Annotated in this window: 14 protein-coding genes; 2 read left to right on the top strand and 12 right to left on the bottom strand. The window is 70.9% G+C overall.

The features are described from left to right. The first annotated feature begins 22 nt into the window (after positions 1-22). Positions 23-3,544 carry an ATP-binding protein gene (locus ACKI2N_RS22915; RefSeq protein ID WP_420993043.1) on the top strand — a complete coding sequence of 1,174 codons (3,522 nt, stop codon included), beginning with the start codon at positions 23-25 and terminating at the stop codon, positions 3,542-3,544. Between the two features lie 52 nt (positions 3,545-3,596). Here ACKI2N_RS22915 and ACKI2N_RS22910 read toward each other — a convergent pair whose 3' ends face one another. Then, positions 3,597-4,235, bottom strand: coding sequence for a response regulator (locus ACKI2N_RS22910; RefSeq protein ID WP_420993042.1), 639 nt, complete (start codon positions 4,233-4,235; stop codon positions 3,597-3,599). Positions 4,236-4,785: 550 nt separating this feature from the next. On the opposite strand from ACKI2N_RS22910, the gene ACKI2N_RS22905 reads away from it, so the two are divergent. Further along, on the top strand, positions 4,786-5,514 hold the full coding sequence (locus ACKI2N_RS22905) for a response regulator (RefSeq protein WP_420993041.1): 729 nt from the start codon (positions 4,786-4,788) through the stop codon (positions 5,512-5,514). A 145-nt stretch (positions 5,515-5,659) separates the two neighbouring features. Here the strand turns inward: ACKI2N_RS22905 and ACKI2N_RS22900 are convergent, their stop codons facing one another. The 11 genes from ACKI2N_RS22900 to ACKI2N_RS22850 all read right to left on the bottom strand — a co-directional run bounded on the left by ACKI2N_RS22900 (position 5,660) and on the right by ACKI2N_RS22850 (position 21,561). Then, entirely contained in the window at positions 5,660-5,866 is a 207-nt protein-coding gene (locus ACKI2N_RS22900) for a hypothetical protein (RefSeq protein ID WP_420993040.1), read from the bottom strand. A gap of 313 nt (positions 5,867-6,179) precedes the next feature. After that, the gene (locus ACKI2N_RS22895) at positions 6,180-8,618 is read right to left on the bottom strand and encodes a polysaccharide biosynthesis tyrosine autokinase (protein WP_420993039.1); all 2,439 of its coding nucleotides are present in this window, start codon (positions 8,616-8,618) and stop codon (positions 6,180-6,182) included. Further along, the gene (locus tag ACKI2N_RS22890; RefSeq protein ID WP_420993038.1) at positions 8,615-9,424 is read right to left on the bottom strand and encodes a Crp/Fnr family transcriptional regulator; all 810 of its coding nucleotides are present in this window, start codon (positions 9,422-9,424) and stop codon (positions 8,615-8,617) included. The genes ACKI2N_RS22895 and ACKI2N_RS22890 overlap by 4 nt, the downstream gene beginning before the upstream one ends. A gap of 224 nt (positions 9,425-9,648) precedes the next feature. Next, positions 9,649-11,391 (bottom strand): FAD-dependent oxidoreductase, encoded by a 1,743-nt coding sequence (locus tag ACKI2N_RS22885; protein WP_420993037.1) that lies wholly within the window; start codon positions 11,389-11,391, stop codon positions 9,649-9,651. Positions 11,392-11,543: 152 nt separating this feature from the next. Then, on the bottom strand, positions 11,544-12,800 hold the full coding sequence (locus ACKI2N_RS22880; RefSeq protein WP_420993036.1) for a glycosyltransferase: 1,257 nt from the start codon (positions 12,798-12,800) through the stop codon (positions 11,544-11,546). Continuing rightward, positions 12,797-14,260 (bottom strand): hypothetical protein, encoded by a 1,464-nt coding sequence (locus ACKI2N_RS22875; RefSeq protein ID WP_420993035.1) that lies wholly within the window; start codon positions 14,258-14,260, stop codon positions 12,797-12,799. Before ACKI2N_RS22875 ends, ACKI2N_RS22880 begins: the two co-directional genes overlap by 4 nt. 273 nt (positions 14,261-14,533) lie before the next feature. Continuing rightward, complete coding sequence (locus ACKI2N_RS22870; protein WP_420993034.1) at positions 14,534-15,838, bottom strand: glycosyltransferase WbuB; 1,305 nt, start codon at positions 15,836-15,838, stop codon at positions 14,534-14,536. 81 nt (positions 15,839-15,919) lie between these two features. Further along, positions 15,920-17,095 (bottom strand): glycosyltransferase, encoded by a 1,176-nt coding sequence (locus tag ACKI2N_RS22865; RefSeq protein WP_420993033.1) that lies wholly within the window; start codon positions 17,093-17,095, stop codon positions 15,920-15,922. An 18-nt stretch (positions 17,096-17,113) separates the two neighbouring features. Continuing rightward, the gene (locus ACKI2N_RS22860; protein WP_420993032.1) at positions 17,114-18,103 is read right to left on the bottom strand and encodes a GDP-L-fucose synthase family protein; all 990 of its coding nucleotides are present in this window, start codon (positions 18,101-18,103) and stop codon (positions 17,114-17,116) included. Between the two features lie 52 nt (positions 18,104-18,155). Continuing rightward, entirely contained in the window at positions 18,156-19,274 is a 1,119-nt protein-coding gene (gene gmd / locus ACKI2N_RS22855; RefSeq protein WP_420993031.1) for a GDP-mannose 4,6-dehydratase, read from the bottom strand. A gap of 61 nt (positions 19,275-19,335) precedes the next feature. Beyond that, a complete protein-coding gene (locus tag ACKI2N_RS22850) occupies positions 19,336-21,561 on the bottom strand; it encodes a polysaccharide biosynthesis tyrosine autokinase (RefSeq protein WP_420993030.1) in 2,226 nt (741 codons plus the stop codon). Between the last annotated feature and the right edge of the window lie 33 nt (positions 21,562-21,594).

Genomic DNA, 21,594 nt, shown 5'->3' with positions numbered 1-21,594 from the left:
CTGCCTTTGACGAGAATGCCTTATGCGCCGCTGTTTTTCCCCGTGCCCCGCCGCCGGCGCGCCGCCACGCCGGCACCGCCTGGCCGGCGGCCTCGCGGTTGCGCTGCTGGCGCTGTGCCTGCCCGCGCCGGCGGCGCCGGCCCTGGCCGCGCCGCCGGCCGCACCATCGGCCGCACCATCGGCCGCACTACCAGCCGCACCCCCCGACGCGATTTCCGGCGCGATTTCCGGCGCGCCGCTCCGGCTTGCGCCCTCGCCGGCCGCCGCCGGCGCCCAGGGCAGCGGCGCCGCGCGCTGGGCCGCCACGCCGCTGGCGGGCGACCCGGAACTGGCCGCCTGGCGCCGCACCCACGCCAGCCTGCGCGCGGGCGTGGTGGGCAATTACCTGCCGCCGTTCGACCTGGTCGACCTGGAGGGCGAATACCGGGGGATTTCGGCCGACTACCTCGCCGTCCTCGCCGCGCGGCTGCGCGTGCCGCTGCGCATCGTGCGCTACCCCTCGCCGCAGGCGGCGCGCAGCGCGCTGGACGCGGGCGCCGTCGATCTGGTCACCACCACGCTGGACGGCCACGCCGGCGGCCCGCGCACCGCGCCCTACCGCGCGCACCACCTGGTCGAGGTAGTGTCGCGCCGCGACGGCGCGCGCGGCACGGCGACGCGCGCCATCGGCTACCTGCGCGGCGAGGTCGCGCCGGCCGCGCTGGAGCGCGCCTATCCGGACGCGCCGCTGCAGCCGTTCGACAACCTGCTCGGCGCGTTCGACGAGCTGGTGCGCAAGGCGGACTTCGTGATGGTCACCAGCGCCGCCGCGGCCGGCTACCTGATCGACCAGTACAACTACGACGACCTGAGCGCGCGCAACTTCGCGCCGCTCGCGCCGGAGGGCGTGCGCTTCGCCGTCGCCGCCCCCGCGCTGGGCAGGATCGTCGACCGCGCGCTGGCCGGCCTGCCGGCGGCGCTGCGGTACCAGATCGACAACGCGTGGGTGCCCGCCGCGCTCGAATTCGACATCGCCGGCAAGCTCAACCTTTCCGCCGCCGAAAGCGCCTGGCTCGCGCGCCACCCGGACGTGCGCTACCTGGCGTCGCGCGATCTCATGCCGTTCCAGTTCCTCGGCGCCGGGCAGCGGCTCGAAGGGCTGACCGAACAGGTGCTGCGCCTGGTCGGCCAGCGCACCGGACTGCGCTTCGTGCCGTACTGGCCGACCACCGCCGCGGCCGCCGGCGCCGACCTCGACGACGGCGCGCTGGACCTCGTGCCGGTCCTGCCGCTGAACCATCCGGCCACCGGGCAGGGCAGCCTGTCGGTCAGCGCGCCGTATTACTCGGGCAACTGGGTGGTGGTCACGCAGGCCGGCAACGACGGCATCCAGAGCGTGGCCGACCTGGCCGGCAAGGTCGTGGCGGGGCCGCCGTTCAACGGCATCCAGGAACTGGTGAACGCCAGCTACCCGGTGCGCCGGCACGAGACCGGCACCTACGAGGAAGCGTTCGGCCTGGTGGCGGCCGGCAAGGCGGACGCCACCATCGCCAGCGCCTTCATGGCCGACTACATGCTCAAGCGCGCGTATGCGGGCCGGCTGCGCATCGCCGCGGCAACCGGCGGCATGCCGCTCGAGGTCGGCCTCGGCGTGGCCAGGCAGCATCCGGAGCTGCTGGCCATTCTCGACAAGGCCATCCTCAGCATCTCGCGCGACGATCTTGGCGCCATGCGCGCGCACTGGACGCAGGCCCGCGCGCCGGCGCTCGCGTGGCGCCAGCTGCTGCCCTGGCTGATCGCCGGCGCGGCGGTGCCGCTGGTGGTCAGCGCGCTGTTCCTCGGCTGGGTGACGTCGCTGCGGCGCCAGGTGACGCAGCGCACCGCGGCCGAACATGCCTTGCTGGACCAGCTCGCGTTCCAGGCCACGGTGCTGGACGGCATCCCGCAGCCGATCTTCCTGCGCGACGACGCGCTGCGCATGATCACCTGCAACCGCGCCTACGAGACGGCGCTCGGCACCGGCCGCGACGCGCTGCGCGGCACCGCGCCGGCGCTCGCGCACGCCGTGCTCAAGCCCGACCTCGACCACGCCGAGCACCTGGAGATCTACCGGCAGGTGCTGCGGACCGGGCAACCCTTCTCCGCCGACCGCCGCCTGGTGATCAACGGCGAGACCCGCAGCGTGATCAGCTGGGTGGTGCAGCTGCGCCGCGCCGACGGCGGCACCGCCGGCATCGTGGGCGGCTGGATCGACGTGACCGAGCGCGAGCAGATGCTGGCCGAACTGGCCGCCGCCAAGGACCGCGCGGAAGCCGCGAGCCGCGCCAAGTCCACCTTCCTGGCTTCGATCAGCCATGAGATCCGCACCCCGATGAACGCCATCCTCGGCATGCTGGAACTGGTGCTGACCCGGCGCGGCACGCACGACCGCGAGCAGCTCGGCACGGCGCACGGCGCCGCCACCTCGCTGCTGTCGCTGCTCGACGACATCCTCGACCTGTCCAAGATGGAAGCCGGACAGTTCACCCTGCAGCCGCGCGCGGCCAGCCTGCGCGACGGCCTGCACGAAGTGGTGCGGATGTTCCGGCCGGTGGCGTCGCACAAGGGCCTGGCGCTGGCGCTGGAGGTGGGCGCGGCGGTCGCGCCCGTGCACGTGGTGGACATCCTGCGCATCAGGCAGGTCATCGGCAATTTCGTCTCCAACGCGATCCGCTTCACCGATCGCGGCGGCGTGTGCGTCGTGCTGCGGGGCGAGGCCGTGCGCCATGGCCGGCAGGCGCTGGAGATCATCATCGAGGACAGCGGCATCGGCATTCCGGCCGAGGCGCTGGGCAAGCTGTTCCGCCCGTTCGCCCAGGTGGAATGCGCGGGCCGCCCCAACACCGGCGGCTCCGGGCTGGGCTTGTCGATCTCGCACAACCTGGTGCGCAAGATGGGCGGCCAGGTCACGCTCGAAAGCGAACCCGGGCACGGCACGCGGGTCAGGGTGCGGCTGGACCTGCCGGTGTCCGCCGCCGCGCCGGCGCTGGCGGCCCCGCCCGGGCCCCGCGGCGGCTTCGCCCCGTTCCCGCCGGGCTGCCGGGTCCTGGTGGTGGACGACCACGCGCCCAACCGCCTGCTGCTGGTGCGCCAGCTGCAGCGCTTCGGCATTGCCTCCAGCACGGCCGAGGACGGGGCACAGGGCCTGCGGGCCATCCTGCGGGAGTCGCCGGACCTGGTGATCTGCGACTGCATGATGCCGGTGATGGACGGCTTCGGCCTGGCCAGCGCGGTGCGCGCGCGGCGCGGCACCGTGGGCCGGGTGCCGATCATCGGCTGCACCGCCAGCGGCCAGGCCGAGGACCACCGGCGCGCGCTGGCCGCCGGCATGAACGCGGTGATGGTCAAGCCGGTCGGCCTGGCGACGCTGGAACGCACGCTGCGCACCTATCTGGGTGCCGGCGCGGCGGATGCGCAAAAGGACCGGGAGGCGGAAGGCAGTGCGGAAGGCGGTGCGGAAGAAGGCGCGAAAGAAGGTGCGGAAAACGAAGCGGAAGAAGCGGGGGCGGTACGGCAGGAGAAATGATCGCGGCGAGCCCCGGCGAACGCCGGGCGCCGGGCGGCGCATCGCCGGCGCGTCACTGCCCCGGCGAGAGCCGGCAGCGCCGGGCGAAATCGACCAGGTCCACCAGCGAGCTGACCTGCAGCTTGCCCATGATGCGCGTCTTGTGGCTGCTCACGGTCTTGTTGCTGATGAACAGCAGTTCGCCGATGGCCTTGTTGGACAGGCCGCGCACCAGCATCTGCAGGATCACGATCTCCTTGTCCGACAGCAGCATGAGCCGCTCCTCGTCCGCGCGCTGCGAGACCGGCGGCAGCTCGCGCTCGTGGCGCATCTCCGGGAACACCGTGTAGCCGGCCATCACCGCCTCGACGCAGCGCACGATTTCCTTCATGTCCTGCATCTTGCTGACGAAGCCCTGCGCGCCGGCCTGCCGCACGCGCGGCGCGAAGGTGGCCTGGTCCTGCCCGGAAATCACCAGGATGCGGATCGGCGGATGGAGCAGCTTGAGCCGGGGGATCACGTCGAGGCCGCTGATGCGGGGGATGTCCAGGTCCAGGATGGCGAGGTCCGGCTCGAACTGCCGCACAGCCTCGATCGCAGCCTGGCCGTTGTCGGCTTCCAGGATGTTGCTGACCCCCAGCACTTGCGACAACTGTGTCTTGACCACCAGGCGCAAAGCCGGATGATCGTCGACGATCAAGATCGTTGCCACGCGCGTTCTCCCCAAGATTCCCAAAGACTTTTTCGCTTACTGCGCCTGCTTCACTGATTTTCTTGCTTCACTGATTTTCCGTTCGCCACCCGCCCCGGCCTTGCCGTGATTTTGCGGGTGAAGCGCGGATTATGTTATGAAATTACGCCACGGTAGACGGGAATTGTCTGCATGGAATATGGGAAATTTCCCAAAATGTGAACGGCGCAACGGGACAGGCGCGGGGCAGCCATTTTACCGCCATGATGGGCCGCGGCGTCGCCGCCAAGGGGACCGGACTCCGCTTTTCTCCTGCAATCAGCGCTGCCGATACGGACGTTTCTCCGGAGCCGTGCGGAAAAAACGCCAGGCATCGCGCGAAATCGCATTTGCGGGATACCTGCGCAGGAGCCGCGAAAGCCGCCTGCGCCCCCGATTTGCCGAAATTTCGCAAACCGCCGCCGCGCCGTCAGGGATACAGTCTGAAGCCGATGGCCTTGCCGGCGCGCCGCGCCGCCGTGCCCACAACGATCCCCGCGTGCACGCGCACCGTCTTCCCGGATATGAGCCCATGCTGGCCGATGCTATGTCCTCCAAAACCCTGATCGTCATCGCCGACGACCATCCCGTCATGCTGCTGGGCCTGCGGGGTCTGCTGGCGCAGTTCGACACCGTCGAGATCGCCGGCATGGCGCGCAATTCGACCGAGATCATCGCCCTGCTGGACCGCCGCCCGTGCGACATCCTGCTGACCGACTTCGTCATGCCGGGCGGAGCCCACGGCGACGGCATGCATATGCTGGAACTGGTGCGCAAGCACTATCCCGCGCTCTGGATCCTGGTGGTCACCATGCTGGACAACCCCGGCCCGCTCGGCAAGCTGGCGCGGTTCGAGAAACTGTCGGTGGTCAGCAAGCTCGACGACGCATCGCATATCGCCACCGCGCTCGGGCAGATGCTGGTCGGGCGCCGCTACCTCTCGCCGGCCATCCAGGCGCTGCTCGACAGCGCCACGCCCCAGGTGGATCCGCGCGTGCGCTTCGGCGCGCTCAGCCCGCGCGAAATCAGCGTGATCCGCCTCTACCTGACCGGCATGTCGGTCAGCCAGATCGCGGCGAACCTCGGGCGCAGCATCAAGACCATCAGCACGCAGAAGATGTCGGCGATGCGCAAGCTGGGCCTGCGCGGCGACATGGACCTGTTCAGCTATGCCACCTCGACCGGGCTGCTCGGCCAGACGCTGCTGCACGCGGGCGGCAAGCCGCCGCCCGAACCGGCCGAGGGCACCAGCCCGCCATGACCGTCGCCGTGGTCTGGCGCCGTAGTCCGCACTAGCCCGCACTAGTCCACATTAATCCGCCGTAGTCCGCGGTAGGCGACATTAGCCAGCATTGACCCGCATCAACCCGCGTCCACCCGCGTCGACCGGATAGCCAGCGAGCCCTTCAACCCATCTCGTGCGGATAGCGTTGCGCGGCGCCCGCGCGCCGGGCGGCGGCATCGGCATCGGCGTGCCAGGGCTGCCCGGAGCCGCCGTGCTCGCCCGCGGCCGCCGAGGCGGCCTGCATTTCAAAACCGGAATCGGGCAGGGGCACGGTGATCGTGGCCACCAGGGACAACGGACACCACCAGAGCGCTCTCAACAGATTCATTTGTCCCCTCCTTGCCCGCATCGGGGCCGACGACCACGGCCGGCGATGATCGACCGCTGCCCGGCTTTATTTGCTGCATTTCACCATGAATGCCGTGGTCTGTTCCACCGCATAACGGCAGCCGGAGGGCTTCAATTGAGGGTTGTCACAAACATTTCATCGTGATACGCGACGAACGTGATTTTTTGGGCACGTAGCTGGCGCGGGCGCTGCGGGGGTGCGCCCGGAAAGCGGCCGCGCAAAAGCACGGCGCCCGCGTGCGCGGGCGCCGTCGCGAAGATGTGCGCAGGCAGCTGGAGCCGCCAGGCTGCGCTCAGCAGATCCGCCAGCCCGGCGCGCCCGGCTCTTCCAGCGGCGTGGCGCGCAGGTAGCTGGTGGTTTCGCCGCAGCGCTCGCGGTTGCTCCTGCGCAACTGCAGGCCGTTGAGCACCCCGCCGATCACGTTGGCATGGGCGCGCTCGAGCTGCTTGAGCGCCTCGGTCACCTTTTCCTGCGGCGTGCAGTCGGCGCGCACGAACAGCAGCGTGGAGCCGGCCAGGCGCCCCACCAGCGCCGCGTCCGCCACCGCCAGGATAGGCGGCGTATCGACCAGGATCAGGTCGAAGCCGGCGTCGCAGGTCAGCAGCAGCTCGCGCAGCGCCGGCAGCATCAGCAGCTCGGACGGGTTGACCGGCCGGGTGCCGGCCGCGAGCAGCCACAAGCCCGGCACCGCGGTGGGCCGGATCGCATCGTGCAGGGCCAGCGTGCCGCACAGCAGGTCGGCCAGCCCCGGCATGCCCTCCAGCCCGAACTGGCCGGCCACGCGGGCGCGGCGCAGGTCGCCGTCGACCAGCAGCACGCGCATGCCGGCTTCGGCCGCCAGCACCGCCAGGTTGACCGCGCCGAAGGTCTTGCCGGCGCCCGCCGACGCGCTGGTGATGACCACGATGTGGTTGGCCGCGCCTTCCATGGCGAAATGCAGCGCCGCGCGCAGGGTGCGCAGCCCTTCCACGGCCGGCGCATGCGGGAACTGCCGCGCCAGCAGGTAGCGGTCGTGCAGCGCGGGCGGGTCGGCCGCCACTTCCGGCTGCACCGGGGTTGGCGAGACCGCGCCGCGCAAGGCCGCGCGCGCGGTGCCCTCCACGCCGGAAGGCAGGCGCATGGCCTGCTGGTGGTCGCCCACCAGCAGCGTCGGCGCGATCAGCGAGCGCGGCGACGCCTGGCTGCGGCGCTCCAGCTCGGCCTGTTCGGGGCTGAACACCACCTCGCCCACCATCGGCAGCGCCAGCGTGTTCTCCATCTCCGGCGCGCTGTCCATGCCCTGGCGCGCGCGGCCCTTGTAGCCGGCCACGGCGATGCTGCCGAGCAGGCCGAGCAAGGCCGCCAGCCCGGTCAGCAGGCCCCGCTGGGGACCGACCGGCAGCGCCGGGGCCACGGCGAAATCCACCAGCCGCACGTCGCTGGTGCGGTCGGACTGCGCCAGCGCGAGCGCCTGCGCCTGCCGGCGCAATGCCATGTAGGTATCCTCGGCCACCTTCACGTCGCGGGTCAGCGAGGCGGATTCGCGCTCGGCCTCGGTCAGGCCCTTGCGCTGCGTATCGAGGTTGCGACGATCGCTGGTGAGCTGCTGGAGCTGGTCGTCGACCGCCTGCACCTCCTGGCTCTCGGTGGTGTACTTGCGCAGCAGGCGCGCGCGCTCGAGCCGCAGCGCGGAGATCTGCTTCTGGTACTCGATGCTGCCGCTCAGGTACGACTTCGACTCCTCGGCGGGCTGCATCGAGCCGGCGCGGGCGCGGTACCGCGCGAGCGCGGCTTCGGCCTGTTCGAGCTGGGCCTTCACGCGCGGCAGCTCGCCGGTGATGAAGTCGAGCTGCTGGTCGGCTTGCTCGCGCCGCTGGCCGACCTCGGTATCGGACACCGAATGCGCCACGGCATTGACCACCGCGGCGGCGCGCGCGGGGTCGCCGTCGCGCCAGGCGATGCGGACCGCCTGCGGGGCACCCCCGGCGGTGCCCGCGGCGCCCGCCATGATCGCGCCGGCCGTGCCCGGCTGGGCCTCCACCCTGAGGCCGCGCACCAGCAGGTCGTAGGCCGTGACGGGGTCGCGGCGCATCAGCGTGAAGCGGGTGCCCGCGCGCGCGTCCAGCCGCGCCAGCTTCATCGACACGCCTTCGCCGCGCACCACGTCGCCGACCTTGCCGGTCAGCAGCGTGGCGCCGTCGGCGCGCTCCAGGCGGTACTGCTCGTCGCCGAGCACCACCAGCGTGAGCGGCTGGTTGAGCAGGTTCTCGGGCACGTTCAGCGCCAGCACGTCGATGCGCTCGCCGCCCCAGGCATAACCCGACAGCGCGCTCAGCGGCGGCGCCAGCGGCCCCGCTTCCGCGTTGCCGGCGAAGCGCGCCCACAGCGGCCCGACGACAGGCACCACCTGCGGCGCGGAGACGATGTCGAGCCGGGCCTCGCGCACCACCGGCGTGAGCACCGCGCGGCTGGTCAGCGCGTCCGGACGCAGCTCGCCGGAGGCCGGCGCCGCAGTGCCGGCGGGCCGCTCGCCATGCCCGCTCCACTTGCCGGATTCCGGCCGCACCAGCGCGTCGGCCTGGTAGACCGCGGGCAGCGACCACGCATAGATCGCCCCGCACAGGGCGGCGCCGGCGGTCGCGCCAAGGATCATCCCGGCATGATCGTGCAATGCGCGGGCCACGCCGCGGCGCGCGGCCGCGGCCGGCGCCCGGAATGCCGGCGCGGGGCCGGCTTGGGTAAAGGTATTCACAGGCAGCTCCCTGAGTGGGCTGAATGCGATGGGTGCGCGTCGGCTGCGCAGGATCGTGCCGCGCCCGTGCCGTCGAGCAGGAACAGTTCGCCGGGCCGCCCGGACAGCAGGCGTCCGTACTCGCGCGCAACCAGGCCGTAGCATTCGCAGGCGTGCAGCTCCAGCCGGCGCCGGTCGATCAGCGTGATATGGCCCCGGCTGTAATGGATCAGGCCGAGGTCGGCGAGCTTGCCGGCGGCCTCCGTCACCCCTTCGCGGCGCACGCCCAGCCGGGCGGCGATCATCTGCTGAGTGATGGCGATCTCGTTGGAGCACAGGCGGTCCGCGGTGAGCAGCAGCCAGCGGCAGACCTGCTGGCTCAGCGAGTGGTAGCGGTTGCACACCGCCGTCTGCGCGATCTGGGTCATCAGCGCCTGCACGTACAGCAAGGCCGCGCGCAGCGTGGCCGGCGAGCGCAGCAGCTCCTGCCGCAGGCGCACCGAGGCCAGGCGGAAGCCGTAGCCCGGGGTCTGCACTTCGAAGCGGAACGGCATGGCGTGGCCGCCGGTGACCACCGGAATGCCGATCATGCCCTCGCTGCCCACGGTGGCGATCTCGATGGCCGTGCCGTCCTCGAGGAAAGACAGCATCGACACCACCGCGGTGGTCGGAAAGTAGACGTGGTTGGTGTGCTGGCCGATGTCGCACAGCAGTTGCCCGGGGCGCATGCGCATCAGTTCGACGTAGTCGGAGAGAGCGCCCCAGTCCTCGCGTGGCAAGCCGCGCAGCAGGAGATTGACGTCCGGAGATAGTCGCTGGCCGTACATTGTCGTTCCCTCCGCAAATCGGTGCTGCCTGCGCGCCGCGCCGGCCCGCCCGTGCGGGCTCCCGCGCTGGCTGCGGGGACGGCCGGCGGCTGCCGCCGCGCGCGTGCGGGCGGCAGCAAGCACGCCACCATTGCCGCAAGATTTGCGCCAATGGCGGCCCTTCCCTGCCCGGTTCGTCGTTGCTGGCAACACCGTCACGCCTGGTTACCTCTCGTTACGTTCGGTTACTCCTTCGGCATCGGCATCAGCCCGGCTCCCACCGGGGCGATCGCCGCCGCCGCGAGCGCCAGGCTCTCCTCCGGCACGGCCGCGGGTGCCTTGCGCGGCGCCTCGGCCTCGCTTTTGTACGTTGCGCTTGGCATGGAGAGTTCGCGCGCGATGTGTTCGCCGAGCCGCAGCGACAGCGCGGCGATGGTGATGGTGGGGAAGTTCGCCCCCACCGTGGGAAACACCGAGCTGCCCGCCACATAGAGGTTGGCCAGGCCGTGCACGCGGCAGTTGCGGTCCACCACGCCCGATCTTGGCGAATCATGCATGCGCGTGGTGCCCATGTGGTGCCACGTACCCTCGAGCGAGGCCGGCCACGGCTGCCCTTCGGTGGGCGGATCGAGCGTGACCTGCGCCACCCCGCTGCGCTGCAGCTCGTCGGCCAGCAGCGCGAAGGTGCGGTCGAAGGTGCGCTGCACCAGGCTGCCGACGCGCCAGTGCACGCGCACGCGCGGCATGCCGAGCCGGTCGCGCTGGTCGCCGAGCGTCACCCGGCTGTGCGGATCGGGCTCGGCTTCGACGATGGCCTGCATCTTGACGCCGGTGATCAGCGGGCGCGGCTGCAGCAGCCGCGTCAGCCCGAAGCCCACGGTATCGATCGGGTGGGCGGCCATCATCAGCAGGTCGCGGCTGAGCTTGCGTCCCGGCTGCTCCTTCTTCAGCAGCGCCTGCTTGGTGCGGATCAGCGCCTCGGCGCCGCGGCTGCCCTCGCCGTAGAACAGCGAGAAGAACCACACGCGCGAGTTGAGCAGCCCCTCGCGCTCGAGCACGGCCGGCTTGAGCGCGAACTGCGAAGACACGTGGGTGCCGTGGGCCTTCACCGCCGCGCTCTGGTAGTGGTACTTGATGTCGTACAGCTTGTTGCGCGCCCACGCCTTGCTGAAGCGCACGCTGCCGGACATCAGCCGCGGGTGGTCCATGAAATAGCGCCCCACCAGGTCGGCGCCGTTGCCCAGCCCGGCCGGCTGCACGTCGTTCGAGGCCAGCAGCAGCCGCGCATTCTCGATGCCGCCGGTGGCCAGCACGAACAGGCGCGCCGCCACCTTGACGCGCCGCCCGCTGAGCGTGGCCACCGACACCCGCGTGACCGACGACGCGTCCGCGCTGGCGTCGATGTTGACGGCATTGGCGTACAGGTAGACCTTGACGCGCTGCGACTTCTCGAGCTGCGGGCGGTACAGCTTGCCGAAGCGCGCCGGCGGGCTGAACTGGGAAATGGTGTCGCGGATATGCCCGCCCGTCAGCGGCAGGCGCCGCACGTCGTGGCGCCGGATCGCGGCTTCCCAGTAGGCGGGGTCGAAATTGTTGGGCCCGAGCTTGAGCAGGGCGTGGGTGCGCTCGTAGAACGGCGTCAGCTCGTCGAGGCCGAACGGCCAGCCGCTGTGCGCGACCCAGCTGCGCTTTTCCAGGTCCCACGGGTCCAGCGGCCGGCACCATCCGCCCCAGCAATTGCTGCTGCCGCCGAGATAGCGGCTGCGGCTGCCGTCGGCAAAGGTGTAAGGCAGGCCGGTGTTCTCGCCGCGGTAGAGGTCGCGGGTCTCGTCGTCGGCGCTATAGCCGCCGCTTTCCAGCAGGCAGGCATCGATCCCCAGGCGATCCATCTCCAGCGCCAGCGTGATGCCGGCCACGCCGGCACCGATGATGCAGACGGTGCTGTGCACGACGGTGTCGTCCTGCAATTTTCTTGTATCGATGAACATGACCTGCTCCCCGCTCGCCGGACGCGACGCCCGGCGGCAACCCCTGCGCTTTCGATCCATCTTCCTACGGTGTGCTCGTCCGCGTTCGCCAACATTGCGCCAACGGCGGCCAAGCGCACTTGTCCTGGCTTGTCCTCCTCCTTGCGTGGATGTCAGCCGTCGCCGGCGCGCCAGCCCGGCACGGGCACGGCGCGCGCGGGCTCCTGCGCGGGCTTGCGCTCCGGCTCCTGCGCGGGGGGCTCGGCCTGCAGCACCCGCAGCAGGTCGGCCGCCATGCCCTCGACCGAGAAGCGCCGCGCAAAACTGGCCTGCGCGCGCGCGCGCATGGCGCCGCGCTCGCGCTCGCCCAGGGCGAACCAGCAGCGCAGCAGCGCTTCCGTGCCCTCCACCGTGTCCGGCGCGGCCAGGCCGGCGCCATCGCCCTCGACCTCACGCCAGATATTGACCTTGTCCGAGATCAGCACCGGCACGCCGCAGGCCATCGCCTCGGCCACCGCGATGCCGAAATTCTCCTGGTGCGACGGCAGCGCGAAGACATCGCTGGCGCGGAACGCGCCCCACTTCATCGGCCCGTCGAGCATGCCGGGCCAGCTCACGCGCGCGCCGATGCCGGCCGCCTGCGCCTGCGCGCGCAACCGGTCGCTCCAGCCCGCGCTGTCCGGGCCGGCCATCACGAGGTGGGCGTCCGGGTACCGCGCCGCAGCACGGGCGAACGCCGCGATCAGCAGGTCGCAGCCCTTTTTTTCGTGGATGCGGCCGAGGAACAGCACGATGCGCTTGCCGCGCAGCTCGGGATGCGCGGCCAGGAAGCGCTCGCGCAGCGGCACGCCTTGCGGTGCGTCGCCGGCGGCGGCGTCCGGCGGCGGCGCCTGCGTGCCGAAGCTGACCACCAGCGCGCGGGCCCGGTACAGCCAGAACGACTGGCTGGCCAGGCGCCGCTCCTCCTCGGCGGTAAACAGCACCGCCCGCGCGTCGCGCAGCACGCGGTATTCCGCCCACGGCCAGTACAGCCATTTCTTCAGGTGCTTGAGCGGGTAGGTGCGCTTGAACCACGGGTCGAGCATGCCGTGCGGGTAGACGTAATAGGGCACCTCCAGCTTGCGCAGCGCGCGCCAGGTCCCGAAGCCGTGGTATTGCCAGAGGCCGTTGACGATCACCGCGTCGAATTCGCGCGCATGTTCGCGCAGCCACGGCACCAGCCGCGGCGAGTAGCGATAGAAGCCGCGCGCCGGGCCGAGCGCGTGCAACGGCAGCGCAAAGCCGGCCACGCACGGCGCGTCCGGCGCGTCCAGCGACACCACCTCGACGCGATGGCCTTGCGCCACCAGTTGCGCGCTGCCCTGGCGCACGCTTTCCACCGGGCCGCCGCCGCGCAGATCGACCGACGCAAGCACATGGAGGATCTTCATCTGGGCGCCCCGCTCGGTTGATAGCCCAGGCGCGGCACCTGCGCGTCCGCGCCCGGATCCACGGCCGCCGCCGGTGCCGGCAGCGGGAGAGGGTGCGCCGCCGGCAGCGGCCGGGGCTGGCGCGCCGGCGCCACGACCTCGGCCACCTCCACGCCCTGCGCCTGCGCGGCTTGCCGGCCGCGGGCCTCGGCGCGCAGCAGGCGCGCATGGGTGGCCACCAGCAGGCCCAGCGCCACGCCGTACAGCAGGCCCGAGAAACGCGGCCCGAGCGGATTGCCGCCGATCGAGGTGGCCGGCAGCGACGCCAGCACCAGCAGCGCGCGCCCCATCACGGCCAGGTACGGCGCGTCGGGCGCCACGCGGCGCCAGTGCCGGTAGGCCACGCTGCCGCGATACAGCGCGTACAGCACGATCAGCGGAAAGGCGATGCCGAACAGCACGCCGCCGGCGAACAACTGGTAGACCCAGAAGTTGTGCCCGGCCGTCCATTCGTTGATGGCGTAGAACTCCTTCTCGGTCATCTGCCCGGTGAGCGCCGGCAGGTAGGCCGGCGAATAGCGGTAGTAATGCCCGTAGCCCTTGCCCACCAGCAGCGAGGTCTTGTTCTGCGTGACCTGGTCGTACTGGTCCTTCAGCTCGGCCAGCCGGGTGGCGGTGGTCGGGTCGATGCCCGACTCTGTCGCCTTGGCCGCGGCCAGGCGCTGGGTCCAGTGCGCGGCGACGCTGGGAAACAGCGCCGAGCCGACCAGCGCGGTGCCGCCCGCCAGGGTTGCCGTGATGACCGTGGCGCGCAGCGCCGCGCGCATCAGATGCCGGATCGACGGCGCGCTGAGCCAGGTCGCGAACAGGAACAGCAAGGCCGTGCCCACCAGCAGGCTGCGCGTCACGCTCAGCATCTCGATCACCACGCTGACGATGAACAGCAGCAGGTTCATCTTCGTCACCCGCCGGGCGATGACGAATTCATGCAGCAGCACGCCCTGCAGCACCAGGAAGGCCGGCGAGACGATGCGAAAGCGCACGTTCTCCAGCCCACCGCCCACCGCCATGCCGTAGGCGAACGTAAACAGCAGCGACACCGCCACCGCGTTGAACATGACGCCTTCCATGTACGCCAGCCGGTCTTGCGGCCACGGGTGGCAGGCGGCCAGGTAGCCGAGCAGGAACAGCAGGAAGGGCAGCAGCACGCGCAGGTAGTTGCCGAGGTCGTTGCCTTGCACGAGCTGGGCCACCAGGCTGCCCGGCACCGTCAGCAGCAGCGCCGCCATCACCAGCCGGCTCAGTTGCGTGCGCCCGGTGAAACGCGGCGCGATCAGCGCCAGCGCGACGGCCGCCCCGACGGCGGGCACCGTCAGCAGGATCTGCAGGATGCGGGTGCCGTTCTCGTCGACGCTCTTGAAATCGAGCGCGAGCGGATACAGCATCAGCCAGATCCACAGCGGGGCGAAGGGATTGCGCATGGCGGGCGCCCTCCGTCAGCCGCGGCGGGCCCGTGCGGGCGCCATGCGCGGCGGCACCGGCCGGCCCGCGCATGGCGCGGCCCGGCGGCCGCCCGCAGGCGGCGCTGCCTGTTGTATTGCCGACATTGTTCTTTTCCCCCAACTGTTCTTTTGCCCGTCCTGCTCGTCCTGCTCGTCCTGCACGTCTGTCTGGCTGCGCTCTCCTGTCGTTGCTTCCCTGGTTGCCGTCCTTCGTTGCTCCTGCGTGCCGTGCCCGCCGCGCCGGTTCCGGCGCTACTCCGTCTTCCCCGGCTGCAATGCATGCGCCGTGAGATCCTCGGCGGCGCGCGCTTCCACCGCCTGCGGCGGCTCGGGGCCATCGCCGCACAGGGCGCGCAGGCGCGCGTCGAGGCGCTCGAGCACCGCCCCCGAAGACAGCGTGGCTTCGGCGTAGGCGCGCGCGGCGGCGCCCAGCTCGGCCCGGCGCGCGGTGTCCGCGGCCAGGCTCTTGATGGCGCCGGCGAGGGCGTCGATGTCGTCGGGCGGCACCGCCACCCCGCGCCCGGCCACCGCGGCGAACAGCTCGGTGCCCGCGTTGGCCATGGCCACGGTGGGGCGGCCGCTGGCCAGCATGCCGGTGAGCTTGGACGGCATCACCAGGTCGGCCGCGTCGCCGCGCTGCGGCAGCACGTGGATGTCCGCCAGGTTGAGCAGCTCGTTGAGGCGGTCGGCCGGCTGCAGCGGCAGGAAGCGGCAGTTCTCCAGGCCCGCGCAGTAGGTCTCGAGCATGGGCCGCGCCGGGCCGGTGCCGCAGAAGACGAAGGTGATCCCGGCATGGCCGGCCAGCGCCGCCACGGCGCACACCAGCACTTCCAGGCCCTGCTTCTCGCCCATGTTGCCGGCGTACAGCACCACGATCTGCTCGGGCGCGATGCCGAGTTCCTCGCGATAGAGGCTGGGCCGCCCGAGCGGGAAGATGGCCGCGGTATCGACCCAGTTCGGCAGGCGGAACACGCGCGCGGCGGGCACGCCCTTGCGCGCGGCGTGCTCGGCCATCTTTTCCGAGATGGTCGACACCACGTCGAAGCGGCGCATCAGGAAACGCTCCACCGCCAGCGCCGCGCGCCGCAGCCATGGGCGCCTGAGCAGGCCCAGCTCGAAGGCGGCGTCCACTTCATAGTCCTGCACGTGCAGCCAGCCGCGCGCGCCGGTCACGCGCGCCAGCGCCAGCGCCGCGGGCACGCTCATCAGGCTGGGCGCCACCGCGATGACCACCTCCGGCCGCCACGCCGCCTGCGCCAGCAGCGCGGGCAGCGCGCCCAGCGCGAAGCTGGCCAGGTGCAGCAGGCGGGTGGCGCCGGTGGGCCGCCGCGGCACCCACAGCGGGGCCCGGTAGATCCGCACCCCGCCGCGCCACTCGCGGCTGTAGCGCGCGGCCGAATAGCCGTCGCCCACGCGCCAGGCCGGATAGTAGGGCGGCGCGCATACCACGCGGACCTCGTGCCCGCCGGCCGCCAGCGCCTCGGCCATCTCGGCCGTGTACTTGCCGGTTCCGGTCAGCTCCGGTGCGTAGTTCTGTCCGCAGACAAGGATTCTCACGGGTCGCTCCATCGAATTTGCGCGAATGTCCCGGCCGCCGTGCCGTGCCCGCCGCGCCGGTGCGCGCGGGCGCGGCGCGCGTCAGGTGTGCACGCCGGCGCGCCGGCCCATGTCCGGCGTGCTGAGCATCGCCGCGCAGCCGCGCGCGATGTTCGACGCCGCGGTGGCCGGGTCGAAGCGCCGGATCACGGCCAGGCAGCGTTCCGCCGTGGCCTGCGTGTCGGCGAAGGCCTCCACCGCGCGCGCCATGCCAGCCTGCAGCGCGGCGGCGTCGCGCACCGGCACCGCGAAACCGGTCTCGCCTTCCTGCACCAGTTCCGGCACGCAGCCGCAGATGTCGCTGGCCACCGTCGGGCAGCCGTGGCTCAGCGCCTCGTTGACCACCAGGCCCCACGGCTCGCTGTAGCTGGGCAGCACCATGCAGACCGCGCGGTAGTACTCCTGCGACAGGCCCTCGTCCTGCATGCTGCCGACCAGGCTCACCGCGTCCTCGATGCCGAGGCTGGCGGCCATCTGGCGCAGCGTGCCGGCCAGCGGGCCGGTGCCGACCATGCGCAGCGTCGCCGCCGGCATCTGCTTGCGCAGCCCGGCGAAGGCGACCAGCAAGGTATCGAGCCCCTTCTCCTCGGACAGCCGGCCCACGTAGAGGAACACCGGCTTGCCGTCGGCGCGGTGGCTCAGCCGCTGGCGCACCACCTGCTCGGGCTGGTACGTGGCCGGCATGGCGGCAGCCTGGCACGGCGTGAAGATGCGCTCGGGCTTGGCGCCGAGCGACATCAGGTATTCGCGGCTGCGCTCGCCGAAGCCGAAATAGCCGTGGCACAGCGAGAAGAACAGGCGCTTGGGGATCGAGGTCAGCATGCGCCGCGGCCGGTCGTGCCCGGTGGAATCGCAGAACACGGCGCGGCGCTTGCCGGTGACGATGCAGGCCAGCAGCATGGCCCAGTACTCTGGCCGGTGGTAGCCGGGCAGCACCACCAGCTCGCTCTTGGCCTTGATCACTTCCCAGGTCAGGCGCGCGGTCATCTTCCAGCGCGGCACGTCTTCGTAGCAGCCCGAGTAAAGCTGGTGCATCGGGTACTTGTGGAAGGAGTAGTCCACGTCGGAGAAGCCCACCCGGTAGTGCTCGGTCTCGGCGATCTGCACCATGGTGTAGTGGATCGGGCTTGCCACGGACTGGCTGTACAGCGCCGAGAGCACGGCACCCTTGTGGCGCGACCAGACGATGTTATGGAATATGGTGACTGAACCTGCCATGATTCGCTCCTTATCTCGTCACTCGATGACAGCGCTTGCCTGTACGTCGGCCTCGGCCGCCGCACCCCCGGGCAATGCGCCGTCCCTGCGGCTCGCGTACTCGCGATAGACGGCCTCGATGCCTTCGTCGAGCCCGATCGCGGGCTGCCAGCCGAGCCGCGCGAGCCGGGACACGTCGAGCCGCTTGCTCGGCGTGCCGTCCGGCTTGGCGGTGTCGAACACCAGGCCGCCGCGGAACCCGGCCACGCGGCAGATGCGCTCGGCCAGCTCGCGGATCGGCAGGTCCGAGCCGGTGCCGACGTTGAACACGCCTTCGGCGACGTCGTGCTCGAGCACGAACAGCGTTGCCGCGGCAAGGTCGTCGACGTGGAGAAACTCGCGCCGGGGCGTGCCCGTGCCCCATATCTGCAGGCTCGGCGCGTCGTCCTTCACCGCCGTGTAGGCCTTGCTGACCAGCGCCGGCAGCACGTGGCTGGTGGCCAGGTCGTAGTTGTCGTTGGGGCCGTACAGGTTGGTCGGCATCAGCGAGACGTAGTGCGTGCCGAACTGCCGGTTGTAGGCCTCGCACAGCTTCAGCCCGGCGATCTTGGCGATGGCGTAGGCCTCGTTGGTGCGCTCCAGCGGCCCGCTCAGCAGGTACTCCTCGCGGATCGGCTGCGGGCAGTCGCGCGGATAGATGCACGAGGAGCCGAAGAACACCAGCCGGCCCACGCCGGCCTGGTAGGCGGCGTGGATCACGTTGGTCTCGATGACCAGGTTCTCGTAGAGGAAGTTGACCGGCCGCAGCGCATTGGCGAGGATGCCGCCGACGCGCGCCGCCGCCAGCAGCACCACGTCGATGCCCTCGTCGGCGAAGAAACGGTGCACCGCTCCCTGGTCGGTCAGGTCCAGCTCGGCGCGGTCGCGCACGACCAGGTTGCGGTATCCCTCGGCGCGCAGCCGGCGCAGCAGCGCGGAGCCCACCATGCCGTTGTGCCCGGCGATATAGATGACGGCGTCTTTTTCCATGGCTCTTGTCGGTCGGTTCGCTTTTCAATTGGCTCGTGGATGGCGGCCGGGATCACTCGTGGTGTTCCAGCGCCTGGAAGCCGGCCAGCGTCACCAGCGCGTCGCGCCGGGCGATCTGGAAGTCGGCCCGCACCATCTCCTTGACCAGCCTGGAGAACGGCGTGGTGGGCGACCAGCCGAGCTTGTCGTGGGCCTTGGACGGATCGCCCAGCAGCGTCTCCACCTCGGTGGGGCGGAAGTACTTGGGGTCCACGCGCAGGATCACCTTGCCCGGCGAGAGGCGGGTCTCCTTGCCCTGTACCCGCTCGACCACGCCCACCTCGTCCACGCCCGTGCCTTCGAAACGCACCGTCACGCCCAGCTCGGCCGCGGCGCACTGCACGAACTCGCGCACGCTGTACTGCACGCCGGTGGCGATGACGAAGTCCTCGGGCTTTTCCTGCTGCAGCATCAGCCACTGCATCTCGACGTAGTCGCGGGCATGGCCCCAGTCGCGCAGCGCCGACAGGTTGCCCAGGTAGAACTCGTCCTGCAGCCCCGCGGCGATGCGCGAGATCGCGCGCGTGATCTTGCGCGTGACGAAGGTCTCGCCGCGCACCGGGCTTTCGTGGTTGAAGAGGATGCCGTTGCAGGCATACATGCCATAGGCTTCGCGGTAGTTGACCGTGATCCAGTAGGCGTAGAGCTTGGCCACCGCGTAGGGGCTGCGCGGGTAGAACGGCGTGGTCTCCTTCTGCGGGATCTCCTGCACCAGGCCGTACAGCTCGGAGGTGGAGGCCTGGTAGAAGCGCGTCTTCTTCTCCAGCCCGAGGATGCGGATGGCTTCGAGCAGGCGCAGCGTGCCGAGCCCGTCGGCATTGGCGGTGTACTCGGGTTCCTCGAACGACACCGCCACGTGGCTTTGCGCGGCCAGGTTGTAGATCTCGTCGGGCAGCACCTGCTGGATCACGCGCAGCATGCTGGTCGCGTCGGTCAGGTCGCCGTGATGCAGGAAGAAGCGCCGGTCGGGGTCGTGCGGCTCGCGGTAGAGGTGGTCGATGCGGTCCGTGTTGAACAGCGACGTGCGGCGCTTCACGCCATGCACCTCGTATCCCTTTTCCAGCAGCAGCTCCGCGAGATAGGAGCCATCCTGTCCGGTAATGCCTGTGATCAGAGCAACCTTGTGCGACATTGTGTTTCTCCTGCCGTGCGTTGGTGTGACTGGGTGTCGGGTGTCGGGGGTCGGTAGCCGGCTATCGCGCGCTGCCCTGGTATCCGTAGTAGCCGCTGTAGCCCGAGCGCAGCTGCAACGGCGGCTTGGGCACGTCGGTGAGCAGCACGCCCTGCAGCAGCACGCTGCCGTTGTTGAGGCGCCGCGCGGTCTCGGCCACCTCGGCGGCCGAATGGCGGCCGTGCCGCACCACCAGCAGCGTGGTGCCGGCGTGCCGGCCCAGCAGCGCGGCATCGGTCACGGCGAGCACCGGCGGGGTGTCGATGATGACCATGTCGTAGCGCTGCTTGAAGCAGTCGAGCAGGGAGTCCAGGCGGTCGCTCATCAGGAGTTCGGCCGGATCGGCGGGCAGCGTGCCGCGCGGCAGCACGTCCAGCCCCGGCAGCACGTCGTACGTGACCACCGACTCGATGTCGGTGCCCGTCAGCGCGTCCGACAGGCCCGGCACCTGCGGCAGGCCGAAATGCGAGTGGATCTCGCCGCGCCGCATGTCGCCGTCGATCAGCAGCACGCGCTTGCGCCCGGTGGCCACCAGCGCGGCCAGGTTGACCGACATGAACGACTTGCCCGCGTCCTGGCTGGCGCCGGTCAGCATCACCACGTTGTTCCTGGCGCTGGCGAGCGCGCCCTGCAGGCTGGTGCGCAGGCTGCGCACGCCTTCCACGGCGATGTCGTCGGGCGCGCGCGCGGCCAGCACGCTCTGGCGGCTGCGGCCCAGGCGCAACTCGCGCTGCAGCCGCAGCTGGGTGCGGCTGCGCGGCACCACCGCGCAGACCGGCACCCCCAGCATCCGTTCGAGTTCCTGCGGGTTTTCCACGCCGCCCCACAGCCCCTTGCGCAGGAACGCCAGCAGCGCGCCGAGCACCAGGCCCACGCCGCCGCTGATGAGGACCAGCACGGCGCGCTGCGGGCGCACCGGCTCGTCCGCCGGCTCGGCGAAGTCCACCACGCGCACGTTGCCCACCTGGCCGGCCTTGACCACGCGCAGCTGCTGGGCGTTGTTGAGCAGGTTGGTGTACAGCTCCGTGCTGACGCGCACGTCGCGCTCCAGCCGCACCGCGGCCTGCTCGGTGTCGGGCAGCACCGAGACGCGGCGCTTGAGCGTGCCCTGCTGCGCGGTCAGCGCGGCGATCTGCGCGGTGATCGCGGTCACCGCGGGGTTCTGGTCGGTATAGAGCGTGCGCACTTCGGCCAGGCGCGTGGTCAGCTTGTCCAGGGCGGCCTTGTTGTCGACGATCTGCTGCAGCAGCAGCCGGCTTTCCTCGCCCAGGTTGACGGTGCCCTGGCGGTTGCGGAAGGCGTTGTAGCGTTCCTCGGCCTGGTCCACCTGCTTGCGCAGCGCCGGCAACTGCTGGTCGAGGAAGGCCAGCGTGTGCTCGGCCTCGGCCGAGCGGCGGCCGATGTCCTGCTGCACGAACTGGCGCGCGATGGTGTTGATGATGTCGGCGGTGAGCTTGGCGCTGGGCCCTTCGATGCTGGCGCGGATGATGCCGGACTGCAGGGCCAGCTCGCCCACCGAGAGCGCGCGCTGCACGCGCTCCACGGTGCCGACCGTGGAGTAGCGCACCAGCTCGAACTGGGAGCCCTTGCGCCCGGCCAGTTCGTCCACGCGCACGCTGACCGGGCCCAGCGGCGTGGTGCCGCTGGCCTCCTCGCCCACGCGCCCCTGCAGCACGGTCTTGCCTTCGGGGTCGCGCACGGTGAAGCTGCGCTCGCCGTCGGACACCAGCACGAAGCGCTTGCCGTAGTACTTCTGCGGCGTCTCGAACGACGACACCGTGATCGACTCGGCGCCCCAGGCGTAGTCGGACAGGCCCAGCAGCGAGGTCGGCGCCGCCATGCCGCCGTTGAGCGAGGCCAGCAGGCGCCCCACCACCGGGAAGTAGCGCGGCCCCGCGGCGATGTCGAGATGCAGCTTGCGCACCGCCTCTTCCACCACCAGCCGCGAGCGCAGCAGCTCGGTCTCGGCGGCCGCGGTGGACTTGGAGTCGAAGATCGACGACAGCGTCTGCAGCGAGTTCTGGTTCTGGTTGTTCGGATTGCCCTTGCTGTCCTCCACCTGGATCAGCGCGTCGGCGCGGTAGACCGGGCTCTGCAGCAGCGCGAAGGCGGTGCCCGCCAGCAGCGCGATCAGCGTGACCGCCACGATCATGCGCCAGTTCTCCAGCAGCGTGACGAGGTAGTCGGACAGGCGAAGCTCCGTGGCGCTGGAGACATCGACGTACTGGGTATCGAACTTGGCAGCCATAGCAAGCGACTCCCTGGTGGCCATTGCTTCCCG

Origin of the sequence: Cupriavidus sp. 30B13, assembly GCF_049059565.2 — a bacterium.
Classification (GTDB): domain Bacteria; phylum Pseudomonadota; class Gammaproteobacteria; order Burkholderiales; family Burkholderiaceae; genus Cupriavidus.
Note: the sequence above shows the minus strand (reverse complement) of the source record. Positions and strands in the feature narration are given on the sequence as shown.